The organism is Sinomicrobium halophytocola (assembly GCF_052983395.1).
Genome location: NZ_JBRKIT010000024.1, coordinates 325086 through 346446, shown reverse-complemented (window position 1 = coordinate 346446; position 21361 = coordinate 325086). Strand labels below are relative to the sequence as shown.

Genomic DNA, 21361 nt, shown 5'->3' with positions numbered 1-21361 from the left:
TTATGCAAGCTTTTGCCAAAAAATCAGGGATTACTACCAATCCGGCCTCCAGCAATAAGGGTCGCGAGGATTTTTTTGGTGTACAGGCAAAACTTTCTGTTGGTAAAGCTGACGACAAATACGAACGTGAAGCTGACCATAATGCGGACAAAGTGGTACAAAAACTGGACAACCCATTACAACACCAAAACCATACTCCTTTTTTCGCAGCCTCTCCTGTTGTTCAAAAAAAAGAATCTCAGGATGAAAAAGAACTTAAAATACAGGAAAAACCTATTGTAGAAAGTATTACTCCTCTTGTACAAAAACAGTCTCAAGAAGAACAAGTACAGGAAAAGGAAGAAGAGGAAATCCAAAAACAGGAAGAAGAGCAATCTCTGCAAAAGCAGTCCCAGGCCGATGATGGAAATACGGATGAGAACACCAAGGTCCAGGCCAAAGCTGACCGATTGACCACAGCTCCCCCGAAAATGGAACACAATTTACGGCATTCTTCCGGGGGACAAGCCATGAACGGCATTACCCGATCACAAATGGAAAGCGGATTCGGGACGGACTTTGGCAATGTTAAAATACATACGGACCACAAAGCCGTCCAGATGAACCAAAAACTGGGTGCGCAGGCATTCACACACGGCAATGACATTTATTTCAATGAGGGGAAATATAATCCTTCATCCCGCTCCGGAAAACATTTATTAGCACATGAACTGACACATACGGTGCAGCAAGGGAAGGGAGAATTGATTCAAAGAAAATCAGAAAAACCAGAAAGTAAAATCGAAGATGAAATAAATAAAGAATTGCCTAATAATAAAGTTGGAGTTCCTTCTCAAAAAGATAATTTGAAAAGAAATGCTCCAGACCAGAATAAGGAAGTAAAATCTACAGATATTATTAATGATTTATCATCATTAAGTGATAATAAACAACCTAAACAACTAGATGAAAAAGCTAAGAATCTATCTCAAAATAAGGCTAACTCATCTAATGGTGTTTTAAATCAAGGTCAAATAGCACCAATAGATGAACAACCAAATCAATCTCAACTTAAAAAAACGAAAGAAAGTGCAGAGAAAAATATGCAGGCTTCCCTTAGCGAAACAAAGAAAAAAGACCAAAAACCAGGGAAACAACCTAATAAAAAAGGTAAAGTTAAGACAAACAAAAAAACTGGGATTAAATCAACAGTTGAGCGTGGTCAATCTAAATCAAATAATGATACAACTGGGGTTTCAGCTATTAGTTTAAATACTGACTTACCAAAAATATCTAATACCAGATCGATTGGTAGCAAAGTGTTACTCACAAAAATAAATGAGTCATATCTACAATTACAGCAACAATTTTTAGATCGTTACGCTGAAAAGAAAGAGAGCTTGTCCGCTTTTGTTACGTTACAGCAACAAGACTTAACAGATACCGGTATAAGTATTGAAGCGCGTATAACGAATGCAATTACAAATGCGAGAACTATTATTATAAACAATATAGCAACCAGTCAAGGCCAAATATCTTCCCATAGAGTAGGTCAAGATGGCATATTAACTGGTTCTGAGAATAGTTCAACAACTAATGTTGCCACTATTTTTACAACAGGTCAAACAGATATTACAAATGAGGCAAATACTTTAGCAAATCGATCAGTTCAAACAGCAAACGATTCTGCAAACCAATTACAAACCAATGTGACTCAATCGGTAAACGAAGCATACAATGTTGGTGAGCGAAAAGCAAATGTAAACGACTCAGATACCGGTGTGAGATCGGCAAAACAGAGAACAGCTCGAGAAATAGCTGCAGATTCATCTGAAAAAATAGCAGGAGGCCGTGCAGATGCAGAACAAAAGATACGAAGTACGGGACCTATGGCTTCGGAAGAATTTCAAAAGCAAGGCAGAGAAGCAGCTTCGCAGTTAATTTTAGGAAAGTCACAAGTTGATGGTGAGATATTAAATATATTTTCAAATGCCAAAGTTGGTGTTAAATCAATTGAAGAATCATCTGACCAATCATTACAGCAAACTCAAGCACAACTTTTAGATCAGTTAGTAGATCTGGAAATAAAACTGCTACAGCAACTTAAAAAAGAAATAGATAAGAAAATTGCCGATTTACATAAAGCCGAGCAACAAACGATGAGTTTGTTTGATGAGCAAACACAACAGGCTCTTACTAAGAGTAAAATGCAATTGCAAAACAATAACAGCGAAATTGCAGCCGCAAATATTTCTGAACAAAAAGTAGACGAAGCTCATGCACTTGTTGTCCATGACATGAGTGGCGGCTTCAATTCTTTGCAATTGAGTTTTGAAAACAGTGCGCAAGAAGCAACAAATCAATTAGCACAACAGAATACTGAACTCAGAGGTAACCTGGGCAATACACAATCCGTAATTTTGTCCCAAATCGATGTGTTTTCTTCTAGTGCTCAAACACAAATAGATCAAAGCAAAGGGAATACCATAACACAGCTAAGCGAAGCAACCGGACAAGCTGTCTCCGGATCAAATCAAATCGTCGGGCAAGTCGACACTAATATTAAACAACAAGTACAAACCATAAATCAAAACTTCACAAGTGGCTTTGTAGATTTTGAAGGGAATTTAGGAACCCAGGTTAATGAAGCGACTCAAGAAGCCCGAACTCCACTAAGAGATTTAAATTCTCGTATTGATGAAGGTCAAACCCGAGCCGCTACCCGAGCGGAAAGAAGTTGGTTGTCCAACCAGTTTCATGACGCAGTCGAAATGCTATCCAGTCCGGGCTTTTGGGCTGGTTTAATTGTAGGTTTATTGCTCACCATAGTTTTTTTATTGCTCATAGCGGGTACAGCACTTACAGGCGGAGCTCTTTTGGCTGTATTGGTAGTTGGTTTTGCCGTCATTGGTGGGGTGGCTGCAGCGGTAGGATCTGTAGTAAATCAAGCTACTAATGGAAGTTTCACGGGGGGATGGGATTGGTCTCGTGTAGATTGGGGGCAAGTAGGAATGGCAGCACTATTTGGCGCTGCAGCAGGGGCTGTATTTGCAGTAGTCGCATTTGTAGCTGTTGAAGTTTTTTCCGTAGCGGTAGCTAGTTGGACCTTTGTCGCAATAATGTCTGTAACTGCGGGCGTAGTAACTGTCATTACAAATCTAATTAATGGTCAACCATGGGATAAAGATTTATTGATCAACATGACTATCGCTGGTTTTTTTGCTTGGCTGGCAAGATTTTTGCCTGGCGGCAAGGGGCGCCCAACGGAGGAAGTGCCATCAGATACTCCCGAGCCAATACCAGGAAGGCCTAGTGAGCCTGACGGTCCTGAAAGGGTTCCTCCAGAAACAGAAGTACCTGTACCAATTAGGCCAGGACAAGAGATTATAATTGATGATGTTTCTAGGTTATCATATACAGATGTGACATCTAACGGAAGTAAAAACACCTGGAATCTCTATGATACAGAAACAGGTGCTAGGTTTACTCATTACGTTAAAGCAACTCCAGAAACTGGACCAGATATGTTTCTTGATCCACAAAATGCTCTCATACCAGGGGTAGGTAGAGTCAAACTGGTAGCTGAAGGGTTTAAGTGGACGCCAGAGGCTAATAGGTTGAATATGGAAGCTTATGAAGCCTTATATGGTCACCGTCCTCCTAATTTGAATGGGCAAATATGGGCTTCAAATTTAGATAGGTTTGTAATTAACTATGATCAGGTTCGTGCTCAAAACCCAAGTCTTTCCAGACAAGCAATTGCAGATACAGCCATTAGGGACACCTCTTTCGGACAAGGCAAAATAGAACAAGGATATGGGGACTTGAGAGTTGTAATGGATGGCGTAGAATTTAGAGATGTTACAATTTATAATAAAAAGACTGATACTTATACAACTTATCGTGACGTTCCAAGAAATGATGTGGCTATAGATGTTATAGCAGAACCTGATTCACAATAAAGAATTAGTATTATAATTGTAAATTAGAATATAATAGGCTGAATTTTATGCTTAAACAAAAAATTAATATTAGTATTAAAGATATGAACAAATATCAAATATCAAATTTAAATGAGATACCAGAGGAGCTGATAGGGAATGCAAGAAAGCTAGATAGTGAATTTGAAGCAGAATCCTATTTAAACCTTCTTGTAACCCCAGAAAATTCTAAATATCTCAGAAGTTTCGTTAGACAGGTAGTCATTAATGGAGAAAAAGTAAATACATGGAAGAAAGGACGGGCACTTATTGTGGATTCATCACTAGTAGATCAATTAACTAAAGACAAAGAGGAGATTTTCGGATATGACAGTGCAAATTTTAAAACGATCATAAGACCGAATTATGAGGCATGGAGTCGAGGATCTGATTTTGGTGGTATGTTTGTTTTTTGTGAGCCGGATGCAGATTACCGGTCATATACTCCACCCGGATATGGTATCATTTCTTTAAAAGAATTGGATCTAATAGAAGTAGACCAGAAACACATTACAACACAATTTCGAAGATGGTTAGCTTCAAGGATGGCTGCTTTTCTGAAACATAAAAATCAACTGGAAACTTTTGATAATGCCAAAGTTTTAGAGGAGCTAGTGACTAGAGATCAATGGACTGAGGATGCAGTAAGAGCCTTTGAAGGCCTTGGCAAAGAAAAGGCAACTTGTAGTTGGGGAGATGATGCCATACCTGGCTTTTGTGGCGATGATGCTTTTTATGGTGAAATCTAATTGTAAAGTACCGTTAAAGAACCCAAATACTTAGGGGAATATTCCCCATATTTTACCGGAATTTCCCTGTTGATTTATTCTTCCTGTCCTCGTATTTTAGAAATAGCTTTCAATAACCAAGATCATGAAAACAATAAAATACCGATCCACCGGCCCCGACGTCCGCTTCCTGGAAGAAATACTGGAAAAGATGGGTTATACCGTGGTGGTTTCCGATTATTTCGGTAAGGACACTGATGCCGCCGTACATGATTTTCAGCAAAAAAACAGCCTAGTTGTGGATGGTGTCGTAGGCATCAAGACCTGGTCCAAACTCCTGGAAGCTGAAAAGGACATCCTGCAACACAATGACAAATTACTGGCCGAACAGGACCTTATAGATTTTGCGCAACACTATAACCTGGAACTGGCCGCCGTTAAGGCCGTGAACGAAGTGGAAAGCAACGGTAAGGGATTCCTGGTGGACGGACGCCCCAAAATTCTCTTCGAAGGGCATGTATTCTGGAAAGAGTTGGTAAAAAGAGGTGTTGATCCTCAGCAATTCCTGTCATCCAGAACTGCTGATATCCTGTATAAAAACTGGACCAAAAAACATTATGCCGGTGGTGCGGGAGAATATCACCGCCTGGAAAAGGCCGCCGGGATGTCCGACTTACAGGATGTCCATGACGCCGCCTACAGCGCCGCTTCCTGGGGAGCATTCCAGGTCATGGGATACCATGCCAAAGACCTGGGTTACATGTCTGTAGATCATTTTGTGGCCAAACAATACGAACACGAAAGAGAACATTTGAAAGCATTTGGCAAATACCTGGAAGTAAATCATCTTATCCGTCATATTAAAAACAAAGATTGGGCTGCTTTTGCAAAAGGTTATAACGGGCCGGGATACAAAGAGAACCGATACGATGAAAAGTTGTCAAAGGCATACAACCGGTATAACTGAACCGCCCTGCACTGAAACGCACAGAGGTTTTGATATGCCATGAAATTGGGTGTTGGTTATTGAGTTATTAGGTTATTCAGTTAGTCATGCAATACGCATAAACCAAATAACCCATTAACCTAATAAATAACCAGGCTATAATTTTTTCGCACAACTAGAGTGCGGTAATAATCCCGATTGCAATAGTTATCGGGAACAGGGGCTTGACCCTCAACTGAAAACAATAAAAAACCTGAAAGCAATGAAGCCATTTTTTGACCTCTTAAAAAATACCCTGGAGTACCGGATGTACATTGCTTTCGGAACGGGAGAAAATGTAGCCAAACCCTGTTTTTGTCCCCCCAGGGATGAATTTGATCTCTCCTCTCCCCTGGCGCGTTTTATATCCGAACACCGCCTGGGCGACCAAGATCTGCTCCTGCTTTTGCTTGCCCTGATACCTCACCTGTCCCCGAATTATCTCAGCGATATCGTATCCGTTGTTTTACCTAATGGCGGGGAATTTCCCCTCTTCGGAGGGGTAAAGGCCAAAAATCACCGGGGCATTCTTCCTACCGGAGAAACTGCCCTTTTTCTACTGGCAGGCGGCGATATGGATGAACGTGTACAAGCCATAGAATTCATACACAGCGAATCCTGTTTATTCCGAAAAAAGATCCTCTCCATGGAGGAAGTGCCCATCGGAGAGCCTAAAATGAGCGGCAAACTGATCCTGGATGAAGAATATACGGAACTGCTGACCACGGGGAAAATACTTAAACCGAAACTCAGCACCAACTTCCCCGCACAACTTCTGGAGACCGAAATGGAATGGGAAGACCTGGTTCTGAACCAAAAGACCCTCAAACAAATAAAAGAAATAGAATCCTGGCTTCACCATAATGATATATTGCTGAACGAATGGAACATGAAAGGAAAGATAAAACCGGGATACCGGGTAATGTTATACGGTCCTCCGGGTACCGGTAAGACACTCACGGCAAGTTTGCTGGGAAAATATACGGGCCGGGATGTATACCGTATAGACTTGTCTCTTGTAGTATCCAAATATATAGGAGAAACAGAGAAGAACCTTTCTTCCTTGTTTGACAAGGCTACCAACAAAGACTGGATATTATTTTTTGATGAAGCGGATGCTATATTCGGAAAACGGACCAATGTCCGTGATGCCCATGACAAATACGCCAACCAGGAAGTGTCCTATCTCCTTCAGCGCATCGAGTCCCATCCCGGGCTGGTCATACTGGCATCCAACCTTAAAAGCAATATAGACACCGCATTCAGCAGGCGTTTCCAGTCGATCATAGATTTTGACATGCCCACTTATACCGAGCGCTTGCAATTATGGCAAAACAACCTGCCCGAAAAGATCCCCCTGGCCAAAAATGTCTGCCTGAAAGAAATATCCCGGAAATATGACGTTACCGGGGCCAATATTGTCAACATTATACAGTATACCTGTTTGAAAACCCTGGAACAAGAGCAGGATACCATCCAGCTGGAAGATATCGTAAACGGTATCAAGAAAGAATATGTAAAAGAAGGGAAAATGTTATAAATATAAATAGACCGGTACTTAGCTTAAGTCCCTATTTATAAAGCTCGGTCAACAGGTCCTGAATATCCAGGGGTCTTGTATACATATGCAGCGATCCGTCCGGTTTCCGGGGCCATTCTTCCCTGGGACGATCCCGGTAAAGTTCTACTCCGTTACCATCCGGGTCATCTAGGTACAAGGCTTCGGATACACCGTGGTCCGCAGCTCCCGTAAGCGGATATCCCGCCTTTCTCAGCCTGTTATATATTACTGCGAGATCCTTACGGGTAGGATACAAAATTGCCGTGTGAAACAGTCCCGTAGCATCAGCTGCCGGATGCGGCCCGTTTTTACTGTACCATGTATTCAGCCCTATATGATGATGATACCCTCCGGCGGAAATAAAGGCGGCATCTTCACCGTAAGTGGTTATCAGTTCGAACCCCAGTAAATCACAATAAAATTCCAGAGCTCTTTTAATATCCGAGACTTTCAGGTGCACATGCCCTATTCCTGTTCCTTCCGGAACTTTATACATATCTGCCATAAATATACTTTACCTCTCCGGATACGCGCTAAGCAATCACGGTTTTTTGCATATCAAAGATAGTGCATAATAGGGGTACAAAACGAACATTATGACAACAACAGAAGATCTATTTCTTTTAAAATGTGCAACGGGATGTCATAATATGTTTTTTAATATCGTATATTCTCCTCAAAACATAAAAAAGCCTTCCGGGACAGGTATTTTTTGCGCCGTCATACACAGGCAACAATTTTTTTAAATAATTTTAACAGCCCATGTGGAATAATTAGTTTTACTTTCGCGTTTCTAAAGGATATTTCCCTTTAAACCATACACTAAACCTTTTCAGTTTCATGGATAATACCCCGGATTCCGTTCTAATCGAGTTGTTGTCACACGATAACGAAAAGGCGTTTACTGTCCTCTATTACAGGTATGCGGGAAAAATAAGGGGTTTTCTGTACCGCCTTAGGCTGAATACTCATACCGATGATATTATCCAGGAAACTTTTATCACTGTCTGGCGAAAACGCCACGATATGGATGCGTCCGGTAGCATAGGGGCATATATTTTGACCATAGCCAGGAACCTTGCTCTTAAATCTATGAAAAACGAATTGCAACTTGCCATTTCCGATCTTTCCGCCGCAGACATCCCCGACCTGACGGATATGGACAGTACAATGACCAAAGAAGCTTTTCACCGGGCGCTGGAATCTTCCATTGAAAAACTTCCCGACCGTCCCCGGGAGATCCTCATTCTGAAGCGTATCAAAGGACTATCTACTGAAGAAATAGCCCGTGAACTGGGCATCAGCAAAAGTACGGTCGAAAACCATATGAACCGTGCCCTTGCCACACTTAAGGAAGAACTCTCCGGTTTTTCTACCATTTCCCTGTTGCTGCTCGAAATATATTTCCTGCGTTAAAAAGTACTCTTCTCTTATTTAACACCCATTTAACAAAAAACCATTAGGTGTTTTTGCCACTTCGCGGATATACCATATGACGAAAGTCTAAAAAAGCAACCTAAATGGACAGATTAAACATATTGTGGCAAAAATATCTCCGGAATGAACTTTCCCGTGAAGAAACCCGCCAATTACTGAAAGCGATGGAAAAGGAAGCTAACCGGTTGTTGTTTTCACGGCTGATGGAAAAAGAATGGGATGCTGCCGAAAAGGAAAACATTACCAGTTCCGATCACAAATTAATGCAAAAGATCAGAATTGAACTCGGGATGAAACAAAACAGGCCTTCCGTACGCAGGAGGCTGTTCCTTTATACTTCTGCGGCCTGTTTTATTCTTTTGTTCGGGTTAGGAGTCTGGTGGATAGCCCCTCAGTTTTTCGGAGGGAGAGACTTCATAAGGGTGGAAGTTGCAGCGGGACAACCTGCAGAAGCTTTTACTCTTCCCGACAATTCCGTAGTATGGCTCAACTCGGCAACGGTTCTGGAATACCGTAAGAATTTTAAGGAGGGCAGGGACATAAAACTGGAAGGCGAAGCTTATTTTGAGGTGTCTCCCGACCGCACGCACCCCTTCCGGGTAAATTTTCGCGATAACGAACTCCTGGTCACAGGGACCCGTTTCGTCGTCAAAGCCTATACCAACGAGGAGCTTTCCCGGGTAGATGTGGAAGAAGGAAGTGTAAAGGTCTATCACGATTCCGACAGTACTGCCCTGCAACGGAACAACAGTCTTGTTATTGATGAATATGATAATACGGCTACATTCAGCCGGTCCGACTTCACCGGGGCCAATTCCTGGAAAGATGGCCTGCTGAGCTTCAATAATATTCCCCTGGACGAAACCCTGAATGCTCTCGAAAGGTATTTCAACGTATACATAGATACCGATGCTCTTTCCGGGACAACAGTAAAAAAACACATTACCGCAGCATATCCGCTCGGGACATCGCTTAAAGAAGTCATGGAAGGGTTACAACATCTGCTGGACATTCATTATGAATTTAAAGATTCCGGAACATTGAAAGTTTATGAATCCCCGGAAACAAAACTTCCCTGAAAACATATTCAGTTCCTTTTCCGCCAACTTAATTACAAACATTAAACTAAAAACAACGTATGAATCTTTTGTGTAAAAGAGTATGTCTCTTTGTGTTCCTGACATGTAGTTGCATTCCTGCCCTGGTGGCCCAGCAGGATGATATTCCGGACAATATCAGTGTGAATGTAAGACCGGGTAGCTTAAAGTCCATACTTGAACAGGTACAACAACATTCCCCCTATTCCTTTGCCTATAACAACGAAGAAATATCCCGGGTGACCGATGCCGGGATAAAACAAGGAGAATACCGTCTTGTTAAACTATTGCAAACACTGGAACAAAAACACCGGCTGGATTTTCAGAACAGGAACGGGGTGATCTATGTAAAGCAAAGAAAACCGCGGACACTCCGGGAAATAAAAGGTCGTGTAATTGATGAGTCAGGCGAACCGTTACCTCAGGCTAATATCATAGAGAAGGGAACGTCCAATGGTGTGGTAACAGATATGAACGGTAATTTCAACATGAGAATTTCCGGGACAAATGCCATTTTGCTTATCTCCTATCTGGGATACCTGACCCGCGAAATACGGCCGGGAGATAAATCCGTTATCAATGTCGATCTTAAACCGGATGCCTCCAAACTCGATGAAGTCGTGGTCACCGACCGCAGAAATATTACGGAAATCAAAAAACCGCAGATGAGTGTAAACCGGCTTTCGGTTGAACAGATCAAACGGATCCCTGTAGTGCTTGGAGAGCCTGATCCGTTAAAATCATTGTTACAGCTCCCGGGAGTTACCAATGCCGGAGAGGCCTCTTCGGGGTTTAATGTCCGCGGCGGCGCTGCCGACCAGAACCTTATTCTGCTGGACGGCTCCCCGATGTTCAGCGATTCTCATCTTTTCGGTTTCTTTTCGGTATTCAACGCCGATGCTATAAGTGATATGGAACTCTATAAAGGAGGTATCCCCTCTACCTTCGGCGGACGTGTTTCTTCGGTGCTGGACGTGCATCAGAAAAACGGCGACTATCAGGACTTTCACATGAACGGAGGTATCGGACTGATATCGAGTAGGCTACTGGCAGAAGGACCTCTTGCTAAAGGAAAAGGATCATTCCTGGTTGCCGGGAGAAGTTCTTATGCGCACCTCTTTTTAAAATTGGCAGACAACGATAATTCCGCATACTTTTACGACCTGAATACAAGACTGAATTACAGGTTCAACAAGAACAATACTCTGTTTTTGTCCGGTTACTTCGGTAGGGATATTTTCGACTTCGGTAATAATTTTTCCAGCTCATACGGAAATACCATGCTCAATCTCCGGTGGAAGCACGATTTTTCCGATAATTTAAGCTCCGATCTGTCCCTGATCTATAGCGACTATCGTTTTGGCCTGGAACTGGAATCCCAGGATTTTATATGGGACAATGCCATTGAATCCTATAGCGCCAAATATGACTTGAGACATTACGTATCGGATAATTTTAACCTCCATTACGGCGCCCATGCTACTTATTACGATTTTAATCCCGGCACATTGAAACCGAACGGGGAAAACTCTTCGATCAATTTTGAACAGCTGGATAAAAAATACGCCCTGGAACCGGCCTTTTATATCGATGCCGAACATGAGATATCCGAAAAATTATCTGTACGGTATGGCTTGCGATACAGTATGTTCTACAGGTATGGGCAAGAGGACATCAACATGTATGAGAATGACCAGGCAGTGGTTTTCAACCCTGATTTCGGAATTTACGAAGAAGGCACGCCCATAGGTTCAACCCATTACGGAAGCGGAGAAAGTATAGCAAGCTTCGACAACCTCGAACCGCGAATAGGTATTTCGTATGTCCTGAACGATAATACATCCGTAAAAGCTAGTTATAACAGGATGTCGCAATACCTGCATTTGCTTTCCAACACCCAGTCTCCTACTCCGATAAATATCTGGACCCCAAGCGGCCCTTTTATAAAACCACAGCTCCTGGACCAGGTAGCCCTGGGGTATTTTAAAAATTTTAATGAGGATGCCTATTCCCTCGAAACCGAAGTATTTTACAAGAAGGTAAAAAACCGTATCGATTATATTGATGGCGCTGAGCTTATTGCCAATAACGATATTGAACAGGTTATCCTGAACGGGGAAGCCCGTTCCTATGGACTGGAAATATTGCTCCGGAAAAACACCGGCCGGCTCACAGGATGGATAGCCTATACCCTCTCCCGCGCGGAACAGAAAACCCCTGGGCGCACTCCTGAAGAAACAGGGATCAACAATGGGGAATGGTACCTGTCACCTTACGACAAACTCCACAACCTGGCTATAACCGGGGGGTATGAATTCAATGACAAATGGTCTTTCGGAGCAAATTTCACCTTCCAGACCGGGCAGCCTTATACATATCCGAAAGGGCAATACGAGATCGGGGGAATTATGGTGCCTAATTATACCTCGCGCAACGAAGACAAGCTTCCCTCCTATCACCACCTGGATATTTCGGCTACCTATACCCCGAAACCGCAAAAGAAAAAAGGCTGGCAAAGCGAATGGGTCTTTGGTATTTACAACCTGTACAGCCGGAAGAATTCGGCCTCCGTAAGCTTCCGGCCCAATGAAGACACCGGTGTAAACGAAGCAGTTCGTCTCTCCATATTCGGTATTATTCCAAGTGTATCATATAACTTCAAATTTTAAAGAAAATGGACTCTTTTAAATATATATTTCTATTAATTGTAATCACAGGTTTGGTCTCATGCGAAGACGTGGTCGATGTTGACCTGGATACCGAAGAACCGCGACTGGTTATCGATGCCGGCATAGAATGGGTAAAAGGTACCAACGGAGCGCAGCAAACCATTAAACTGAGTACGACCACCGACTACTATTCCGAAGAAATTCCCCCGGTTTCCAACGCCGGGGTATATATAATGAACAGCGACGGTACTGTCTTTGATTTTGTGGAAACGCCGGGAACGGGGATATATGTTTGTACCGATTTTATCCCGGTTATCGGGGAGACCTATGAACTGACGGTTACGGCAGACGGGCAGACCTATACGTCCAGTGAACAACTTATGAGTGTTCCTGAAATTACACGTATAGAGCAGGATTACGACGCTGGTTTCTTGGGGGATGAAATTGAAGTTACATTTTATTACCAGGATAACCCCGAGGAAAATAATCACTATATGGCCAGGTTTGAGACGGATTTTCTTATTTACCCGGAATACGATATCGATAATGATGAATTTACACAGGGCAATGAAATGTTCGATAGTTTTAGTGACGAGGACCTTGAAATCGGTGATCGGCTTGACATAACTCTATATGGAATTTCCGAACGTTTTGACAATTATATGTCCCTCATTCTCGAAGCGACTGGCGGAGGGTCGTTCAGCACACCACCGGCCAATGTACGGGGAAATATCATAAATACTACCGATGAAAAAAATTATGCCTACGGTTATTTCAGGCTTTGTGAAACGGATGTGCGTTCGTACGTGGTGGAGTGATCTGCGAACAGAAACTTTTAGGTGTAGGCTTACCGCCTGGTCTCGCTACTGACTATTTTCTATTTCCACTATTTATCAGAAAAAGTATGAAGAAAGAAGTTCCCGTTATTATAGAAATATTCCGAACCGATATTACCGATCCGGTTAGGGCTGATATATGTCAACTGGTATTGTCCCGTCACTTTCCGCTTGCTGATATTAATTTCGACCTGGAAGATCCGGATCATATATTACGTGTGGAAGACAGGGATGTAGATACCACAGGAATCATTCGTGTCGTTGAATCTATGAAGATAGCCTGTGAACTTCTATAAGATAACAACTATAAAAAAATCCCCGGGAATCTTAATATTCCGGGGATTTTTGATAAATTATTTCACGTGTTACTATTATCAAATGAACTTAGTTCCTTTTTTACATAATAAACTGAAGCTTCAAATAACAAAACACTATTGATTTACTATCAGTCCTTTATCTCAACAAGTTCCAGGTCAAAAATAAGGTCTTTGCCTGCAAGAGGATGGTTACCGTCCAGAACAACGTGATCTTCTTCTACTTTCGCAACACGCAACTGGTATTCGGAACCGTCGGGATTTTTGGCTACCAGTCCCATACCGACTTCCGGAGTAATCTCGGCAGGAAGTTCCTCTTTTTTGATAGAATGGAAGAGTTCCTCGCGCACTTCACCATAAGCTTCTTCCTTCGGAATGGTCACAGTTTTCTTTTCATTTACCGCCATGTCTATAAGTCCCTGTTCAAACCCGGGTATAAGGCTACCCTGCCCCAACTGTACTTCCAGGGGTTCTCGCTCCAAAGAACTGTCAAATACCTGTCCGTCATTCAGTTTTCCTGTGTAATGCACTCGTACCGTGTCGTTTGCTTTTACTTTACTCATAAATAAAATGTATCTAAATTTATAGTCGTTTAGCTACAAAGGTAAGATTTCTCAAGTATCTCCAAGGGAAATTACGGGATAATTTACTGATTTTGATCTTATTTCGGTTCTTTCATGTCCCTAATAACCTGCTCAAATGGTAATACGGCGCTTTCTTGCCGTAATTTCCCAGACCTCTGATTTTTCCCCGTTGCGGATCACCGCTATCTCGTCGTATAAGTTGATCGTAGGGCATATATGATAAGGAATACCGTACAAAACATCTCCCACACGAATATTTTCCCAATTGTCTACCCGAAGAACACCGTGCTCTTCACTTTGGGAGAGCAGCTGGTAACCGGACAGGTTCAGGAATTTCACGCGGCGGTCCGTAGGGTTTTCCGCAGCAACTGCTTTATGTCCCAGGTCTATGGTAACGATTTCCTCGGCAGGTTTGGAAATCACCCGGCTTACCAGAAGTACGGCAAATTTAAAGTCCTGTTCTGTAAGTTTTTCATCATAACCCCAATCCCAGAATACACAGGTGCCGGGGCTGCATATCTTCTCTTTGTCCAGGCTATGCGTGGTAAATGCAGGAGTACCGCCTGATATAACCTGTAAATCCGGATGTATCTTTTTAAGGTTGGCAATCACTTCTGTCAACCCATCGAAGCCTGCTTCCAGTTTTTCCTTTCTTTCCCTGTAATCCGGATGGCAGTGATGACCATCATATACATGCAATCCCTCCAGGCTTACATGGTCTGTTTTTTCTATTTTATCGATGAGTTCCGTTAACCGGGGTCCCAGTTCCACTCCGGACCGGTTCATTCCATTGTTTATATCGATAAAAACAGACACATTCTTCCTTGCCTCTTTCGCCTTTGTTTCCCATATTTCAAGAGTGTACGAATTATCTATAATCGTGTAAAACCGTGTTTCGGGAAAACGGTCCGCAAGTGTAAAGAAACGATCCGTCTTGGGGCCTACGAGTTGGTGGGCTATCAGAACACTTTCCGCACCTTCTTTTGCAGCCATCTCCGCTTCTGCTATGGTAGACGATTTAAAGTTTTTTAATCCGAGCTTGACCATACGTTTTACCACTTCCGGCATTTTATTGGTTTTCAGATGCGGTCTCAGCCTGTTTATATCTCCTCCTACTATATTGAGCATCTGCTGCAGGTTATGCTCCAGGTGTTTTTCATATAACACCACTGTCGGCGAGTCTATTTTCTCTATATTATCGATAATATACCAGTCTTTCATATTACAGTTTTTGCCTTTCAAAGCTAAGTAAAACCAAAATATTTATTATCAAGTTATAGGTTAAAACCTGCTCCCGACTATATCAATATTCATTGCGGTTACTTTACTTTCTATAAATTTTAGCCACCAATACCCGGATAGCCCCACAGTTGTTTTAAAATGATTTGTGCATCCGTGGCAAAACAGACTTCCGGTTTGGCATAAACCTATGGGATTTAAGTCCATAGCAGTTTAGTGGCTTGCGTCTTTGTCAATTCGGAATAATCTAAAAATCATCACAAAAAATTGCGTGACCAAATAGTTTTATATAAATTAGTAACCGATTAGTTACATAATATATGAGAAGAGATGTCTTTCAGGCTATAGCCGATCCTAACAGAAGGGCCATTATCCATTTACTGGCAGGTGAACGGCTTACAATTAACCAGATAGCAGACAATTTTGAAGTGAGTCGGCCTGCTATTTCCAAACACATCAAAGTGTTGACGGAATGCGGACTGGTAGTGATAAAACCACAAGGCAGGGAGCGATATTGCGAGGCCCGCCTAAAAAAACTCGGGGAAGTCTCCGAATGGATAGGGCAATATCAAAAATTCTGGACCGGTAAACTCGATGCCCTTGAAGATTTTCTCCATGAAAATTGAATAAATTTTGACAACCCCGACCAGTTTAAAAACCTATGGCTTTATGAAAAATAGTCCCTTAATTATCGAACGAATATTTAACGCTCCCATAGAAAAAGTCTGGAAGGCGCTTACGGACAAAGATCATATGAAACAATGGTACTTTGATTTGGAAGAATTTAGTCTCGAAGTCGGTTTTGAATTCAGTTTCATGGCCGGAAAGGATGAAAAAAAATACCTGCATTTATGTAAAATAACCGAGGTTATAGAAAATAAAAAAATTGCCTATACCTGGCGATACAAAGGTTATGCAGGCAATTCCCAGGTGATTTTTGAATTATTTCCCGAAGGCGACCGGACAAAGCTTCGACTTACCCATGAAGGTCTTGAAACATTCCCGGAAAGCAACCCGGACCTTTCCAGGGAAAACTTCAACTACGGATGGACATATTTTATCGGTACGGCATTGCTGAAATTCATAGAACGACCGGAAGAGGTTTAATTCGTAAAACTTACATAAACAAACGGAAAACATGAAAAAACTAAATCGGAGTATGTAGAAGCACAAATGCTCATACGAAAGCCCGTAGCAATGGTTTTCGAAGCATTCATGGATCCGGAAATCATAAAGAATTTCTGGTCTGCGCATAGCAACGGTAAACTGGAACCGGGAAAAGCCCTGACCTAGAAATGGGAAATGTACCAGGTTTCCACTCCTGTCTTTGTTAAGGAAGTATCCGTTAATACTAAGATTTCCATAACATGGGGAGAACTTCTACCGTTGTGGATTTTGATTTTACAGTTCTTAATGAAAATGCTACTTACGTAGTCATCAAAAATTACGGATTTGTGGAAGAAGGTGACGAACTTCTCTGGATCATAAAGGATTCTGCCGGAGGCTTTACCACTGTTCTGGACGGATTAAAAGCGTTTCTGGAACACGGAATAAACCTAAATCTCATTGCAGATAAATTTCCCTATAAAGCCCAGGGGCGTGAATAAAAATTCCGGGGCTTTATCCATAATACTGCAAAAGATATATATACAATAGCCTTAGTACGGTTGGAATTAACGAGTTGATAACAATTCGCTTATTTTTTTACAGACCTCGTTGATTTATATCTACAATTTTCATATTTTGCAATCCCTTTGTTCTTAATTTTCCTTACCTTTAATTAAGACAAGGTTTTAAAATAGCAGAAGATGACCGACGTTACACGTATATTTGATATTCCCTACCTCCAACTTGAAAAATACAACCTGAAAGACGCCCTGGTAACCAAACAGGATGGTACCTGGAAAGAAACCTCCAGCAAGGCTTATGTGGACCAGGCCAACGGTATAAGCAGGGGACTTCTCCGCGCAGGGCTTGAGGTAAACGATAAAGTAGCCGTTATCTCTTCCTCCAATCGCACCGAATGGCACCTGTTGGATATAGGTGTATTGCAAACAGGGGCACAAACCGTGCCTATCTATCCTACGATTTCAGAAGAAGATTATGAGTACGTGCTCACCCATTCCGGGGCGAGATATTGTTTTGTATCGGATGAGGAAGTGCTGGCCAAAGTAAATGCCATCCGTGCCAAAGTCCCTTCTTTGCAGGAGGTATACTCCTTTGATAACATTGAAGGAGTAAAACACTGGACAGAAATCCTCAATGCAGGTAAAGACAGCTCCAATCAAGATGAGGTGGAAGCCCGGAAAAATGCTATAAAAGCAGGGGACTTGGCTACATTGATCTATACTTCAGGAACTACCGGAAGGCCTAAAGGCGTTATGCTCTCACATCACAACATCGTGTCCAATGTACTCGGTAGCGCCGAACGGGTCCCGCTGAATGCAGGAGACTCCAGGGCTCTGAGTTTTCTTCCCATATGCCACATATTTGAACGAATGGTGGTTTATCTCTATCAGTACTACGGCATATCCATTTATTTTGCCGAGTCCATAGACAAAATGGGAGACAATCTCAAAGAAGTCAAGCCCAATGTAATGACTGTTGTGCCCAGGTTGCTCGAAAAGGTATACGATAAAATTTATGCCAAAGGAGCAGAATTAACAGGCGTCAAGAAAAAATTATTTTTCTGGGCGTTGGAATTGGGAGAAAAATTCAAACCGTATAAAGCCAACGGATGGTGGTATGAAATGCAACTGGGGATCGCCCGGAAACTGATATTCAGCAAATGGCAGGAAGGGCTTGGTGGAAAACTGGACATTATGGTTTCCGGAAGTGCCGCACTGCAACCCCGCCTGGGCAGGGTATTTGCCGCTGCGGGAATCCCGGTAATGGAAGGTTACGGTCTTACGGAAACGTCTCCGGTAATTGCTGTAAACTGCCAGAAAAATCACGGATGGAAAATCGGTACCGTAGGAAAAATGATACCCGGAGTTGAAGTTAAAATAGCCGAAGACGGAGAAATACTTTGTAAAGGGCCCAATGTAATGATGGGCTATTATAATGATCCTGAAAAAACCGAAGCGGCATTGACCGACGGATATTTTCATACCGGGGACATCGGGGAAATAGACTCGGAAGGCTTTTTGCGCATAACGGACCGTAAAAAAGAAATGTTCAAAACCTCCGGAGGAAAATACATTGCCCCTCAGATCATAGAAAACGAAATGAAACAATCACGTTTTATCGAACAGATTATGGTTATTGGCGAAGGCGAAAAACTTCCCGCGGCTTTTATTCTTCCGAATTTTGATTTCCTGAAAGAGTGGGCGGCAAGAAAACGTATCAATATTGGGAAAACCAACGAAGAAATTGTGGTAAACCCGGAAGTTATTGCCCGGTACAAGGAAGAAATTGCTTCTTATAACCAAAGATTCGGTCATTGGGAACAAATAAAGAAATTTGAACTCACCCCCGATATATGGTCTATTGAAAGCGGACATCTTACTCCTACCTTAAAACTCAAGAGAAAGATCATTAAAGAAAAGTACAAGGATTTGTACGACAAGATATATCGTCTCGATGAAAACGGAAATAAAAACTAGATATATATTCGGAATAAAAAAATCCGGTAGCTCGTTTGCATAAACACATACTACCGGATTCAGAAAAGAGAAAGTCCTTAAAAAGTTTTTAATGCTATTTGCCCCTGCCGGACACGCGGGTATTGTTTTCCTAATAAAGTGTTGTTTTTCATAATCAAAAACTACCATAATCCCGAAAACCGGACAATAGCTTGAATTTTTAAGGACTTTTGATTTTCCAAAAACGACCCGAATACGGAGTTCACATTCCCTAATCGCCTTTTTCCGATGTTTGCTCCTCTTGTGGGCCGTATTTATTGAATAGTTCCAACGGGCCATCCAGGCCGACTTTTAATACGGTCATATAGGTATCCGCAGCTTCCTGCGGAACTTTCACATACGATATTCCGGGATAATTTGCCCAGTCTATAGCTCCTTTGGTATAGTACTCCAGCTTCTCACCACTGCCTACAATACTTACGGAAGTTATCTTATTCTTAACCCCTTTCAGTACCAGTTCGTTTTGAGGGATTCCGGGCACAAAGAGGTAAAGCGTTTTTCTGTCTTCTGATAAAGTCGTCGGGCCGTAGAAATAGTGCAGATCAATCCCCTTGCGGGTACTGTATATCGCTTCTTTATGTTTATGCGTCCATTTTCCCAGTTCTTTGAGTATGTGCTCCTGTTCTGCCGGAATTTCTCCATTTGCCTTCGAACCGATATCAAGTAAGAGGTTGCCTCCCATACTCATCATATCCGAAAAAATACGGATGACCTCGTATGGCGTTTTATATTCGGTATCCAGGGGTTGATAGCCCCAACTTCCGTTCATGGTAAGGCACAACTCCCAGTATTTAGCAGGGGGATTAAATACCGGCACCCCTTGTTCCGGAGTGGAATAATCCCCGTACCCCTGCAAACGGGAATTAATGATCGTATTCGGCTTTTTAGCCAGCAGTTTTTTTCTTATCTCAGAAGCTTCCCATTCCTCCGCACTATGCTCCCAGTCACCGTCAAACCACCAAAGATCGGGGTTAAACGCTTCGGACAGTTCCTCTATCTGTCCGAACATATACTTTTTATAACGCTGCCAACGCTTGGGTTCCTTCTTTATATCGTAGCGTTTTTTCTCTTTCGTTAATTCATTATAATCCTTATGCGACCAATTGGAGAGTGAGTAATACATCCCTACTTTCAACCCGTTAGCCCGCAATGCATCTGTAAAGGGAGTGATAAGATCGCGCTTTGCCGGAGTGTCTTTTACGGTAGTCGTACCTCCCTGTTTACTGTCCCACAAGGCAACCCCGTCATGATGACCAGAAGTGAGCACGGCATACTGCGCCCCGCTTTCCTTGATAAGTTCCGCCCAATATTCCGGGTCGTAATTTTTTGCGGTAAATCCGTCTAATTGCTTCATATAATCCTCATGTCCTATCTTCCCGTTGTAGAACGACCAGGATTCGTCTATACCATTTACGGCGTAAATTCCCCAGTGAACAAATATTCCCAGTTTGGCATCGGCAAACCACTTCATTTTTCGTTCGTCTACGGAATCCGATAACTTCTCATTGCCTTGTCCATAAGAAAATGCGGACAACAGGCATAACGGTAATAGTAACAGGTGTTTTCTCATAAAAACAAGGTTTAATCAGTATAACGTGTTCGATAACAAATATACAGTTTTTGTTATATTATGCCCTCCCGCAATACAATATCCCGGGACCAAAGCATACCCGCTTCTTGATGATCTCATTAAGCAGTATGTCAAAACACCTTTAAATAACTGTTAACAGGTAGTTTATACTAGGTATTGTTATAAAATTATCATAAATTAATGGTTCGTTTTACAGATATAAAAATTTAACGCCTATTTACTATGCGTGCATAATAAAATTTTGTATATTTGGTTTTCAGACCAATACACATGAAAGACAAAACCATAGATTATGCCTTGAGAGCTACCTGGCAGGCTGTCGCCAGGATGTATAATGAAGAAGCCGGTAAGTACGAGACCACCATGGCAACGGGTTTCACCCTGTTGAGCATAGACCGGGACAAAGGCACACCTTCCACTTCACTTGGGCCGAAAATGGGAATGGAAGCGACCAGTTTATCCCGTATATTAAAAAACATGCAAGCCAAGGGGCTTATCGAAAGAAAACCCAATCCGAGTGATGGCAGAAGTGTTCTTATATGTCTCACCGAACTCGGACGTGAAAAAAGAGAACTTTCCAAAGCAGTAGTACTCCGGTTCAACGAAGTGATAAAAGACAGTATTTCCGAAGAAAAACTTGAGACATTTTTTGAAGTTGTAGATGTCATCAACAATCTCATTGTGGAAAAGAAGATTTACAAAACGTAAATACGATCG

General features: G+C 42.2%; 18 protein-coding genes. 14 read left to right on the top strand and 4 right to left on the bottom strand.

Translation table 11 applies throughout. The features are described from left to right. Nucleotides 1-2: 2 nt before the first annotated feature. The 4 genes from ACVBDY_RS09065 (at nt 3) to ACVBDY_RS09050 (ending at nt 7212) form a co-directional block, all read left to right on the top strand. Entirely contained in the window at nt 3-3941 is a 3939-nt protein-coding gene (locus tag ACVBDY_RS09065) for an eCIS core domain-containing protein (protein ID WP_447175155.1), read from the top strand. A gap of 47 nt (nt 3942-3988) precedes the next feature. Next, entirely contained in the window at nt 3989-4708 is a 720-nt protein-coding gene (locus ACVBDY_RS09060; protein ID WP_447175154.1) for a hypothetical protein, read from the top strand. A 124-nt stretch (nt 4709-4832) separates the two neighbouring features. Beyond that, nucleotides 4833-5654, top strand: a complete 822-nt coding sequence (locus ACVBDY_RS09055) for an N-acetylmuramidase domain-containing protein (RefSeq protein ID WP_447175153.1) — start codon at nt 4833-4835, stop codon at nt 5652-5654. 241 nt (nt 5655-5895) lie between these two features. Next, nucleotides 5896-7212, top strand: coding sequence for an ATP-binding protein (locus ACVBDY_RS09050; RefSeq protein WP_447175152.1), 1317 nt, complete (start codon nt 5896-5898; stop codon nt 7210-7212). A gap of 31 nt (nt 7213-7243) precedes the next feature. Here ACVBDY_RS09050 and ACVBDY_RS09045 read toward each other — a convergent pair whose 3' ends face one another. Then, a complete protein-coding gene (locus ACVBDY_RS09045) occupies nt 7244-7738 on the bottom strand; it encodes a VOC family protein (protein WP_447175151.1) in 495 nt (164 codons plus the stop codon). A 335-nt stretch (nt 7739-8073) separates the two neighbouring features. Here ACVBDY_RS09045 and ACVBDY_RS09040 point away from each other — a divergent pair, with 335 nt between their 5' ends. The 5 genes from ACVBDY_RS09040 to ACVBDY_RS09020 all read left to right on the top strand — a co-directional run bounded on the left by ACVBDY_RS09040 (nt 8074) and on the right by ACVBDY_RS09020 (nt 13568). Continuing rightward, on the top strand, nt 8074-8649 hold the full coding sequence (locus ACVBDY_RS09040; RefSeq protein WP_447175150.1) for an RNA polymerase sigma factor: 576 nt from the start codon (nt 8074-8076) through the stop codon (nt 8647-8649). 104 nt (nt 8650-8753) lie between these two features. Beyond that, entirely contained in the window at nt 8754-9749 is a 996-nt protein-coding gene (locus ACVBDY_RS09035) for a FecR family protein (RefSeq protein ID WP_447175149.1), read from the top strand. A 59-nt stretch (nt 9750-9808) separates the two neighbouring features. After that, nucleotides 9809-12436: a TonB-dependent receptor gene (locus ACVBDY_RS09030; protein ID WP_447175148.1), complete on the top strand. Its 2628-nt coding sequence runs from the start codon at nt 9809-9811 to the stop codon at nt 12434-12436. 5 nt (nt 12437-12441) lie between these two features. After that, nucleotides 12442-13254 (top strand): DUF4249 domain-containing protein, encoded by an 813-nt coding sequence (locus ACVBDY_RS09025; protein ID WP_447175147.1) that lies wholly within the window; start codon nt 12442-12444, stop codon nt 13252-13254. Between the two features lie 86 nt (nt 13255-13340). Next, nucleotides 13341-13568, top strand: coding sequence for a hypothetical protein (locus ACVBDY_RS09020; RefSeq protein ID WP_447175146.1), 228 nt, complete (start codon nt 13341-13343; stop codon nt 13566-13568). 149 nt (nt 13569-13717) lie between these two features. Here ACVBDY_RS09020 and ACVBDY_RS09015 read toward each other — a convergent pair whose 3' ends face one another. Both ACVBDY_RS09015 and ACVBDY_RS09010 read right to left on the bottom strand, forming a co-directional pair. Then, entirely contained in the window at nt 13718-14149 is a 432-nt protein-coding gene (locus tag ACVBDY_RS09015) for an FKBP-type peptidyl-prolyl cis-trans isomerase (protein ID WP_447175145.1), read from the bottom strand. 132 nt (nt 14150-14281) lie between these two features. After that, complete coding sequence (locus ACVBDY_RS09010; protein WP_447175144.1) at nt 14282-15391, bottom strand: D-TA family PLP-dependent enzyme; 1110 nt, start codon at nt 15389-15391, stop codon at nt 14282-14284. A 338-nt stretch (nt 15392-15729) separates the two neighbouring features. Between ACVBDY_RS09010 and ACVBDY_RS09005 the strand changes: the two genes are divergently transcribed. The 4 genes from ACVBDY_RS09005 (at nt 15730) to ACVBDY_RS08990 (ending at nt 19014) form a co-directional block, all read left to right on the top strand. Continuing rightward, nucleotides 15730-16035 (top strand): ArsR/SmtB family transcription factor, encoded by a 306-nt coding sequence (locus ACVBDY_RS09005; RefSeq protein WP_447175143.1) that lies wholly within the window; start codon nt 15730-15732, stop codon nt 16033-16035. A 43-nt stretch (nt 16036-16078) separates the two neighbouring features. Continuing rightward, nucleotides 16079-16516 carry an SRPBCC family protein gene (locus ACVBDY_RS09000; RefSeq protein WP_447175142.1) on the top strand — a complete coding sequence of 146 codons (438 nt, stop codon included), beginning with the start codon at nt 16079-16081 and terminating at the stop codon, nt 16514-16516. Nucleotides 16517-16776: 260 nt separating this feature from the next. Then, on the top strand, nt 16777-17016 hold the full coding sequence (locus tag ACVBDY_RS08995; RefSeq protein WP_447175141.1) for an SRPBCC family protein: 240 nt from the start codon (nt 16777-16779) through the stop codon (nt 17014-17016). 201 nt (nt 17017-17217) lie between these two features. Continuing rightward, nucleotides 17218-19014: an AMP-dependent synthetase/ligase gene (locus ACVBDY_RS08990; RefSeq protein WP_447175140.1), complete on the top strand. Its 1797-nt coding sequence runs from the start codon at nt 17218-17220 to the stop codon at nt 19012-19014. Nucleotides 19015-19264: 250 nt separating this feature from the next. Here the strand turns inward: ACVBDY_RS08990 and ACVBDY_RS08985 are convergent, their stop codons facing one another. Further along, complete coding sequence (locus ACVBDY_RS08985; protein ID WP_447175139.1) at nt 19265-20623, bottom strand: alpha-L-fucosidase; 1359 nt, start codon at nt 20621-20623, stop codon at nt 19265-19267. Between the two features lie 291 nt (nt 20624-20914). Between ACVBDY_RS08985 and ACVBDY_RS08980 the strand changes: the two genes are divergently transcribed. Further along, nucleotides 20915-21352, top strand: coding sequence for a MarR family winged helix-turn-helix transcriptional regulator (locus ACVBDY_RS08980; protein ID WP_447175138.1), 438 nt, complete (start codon nt 20915-20917; stop codon nt 21350-21352). Nucleotides 21353-21361: the final 9 nt, after the last annotated feature.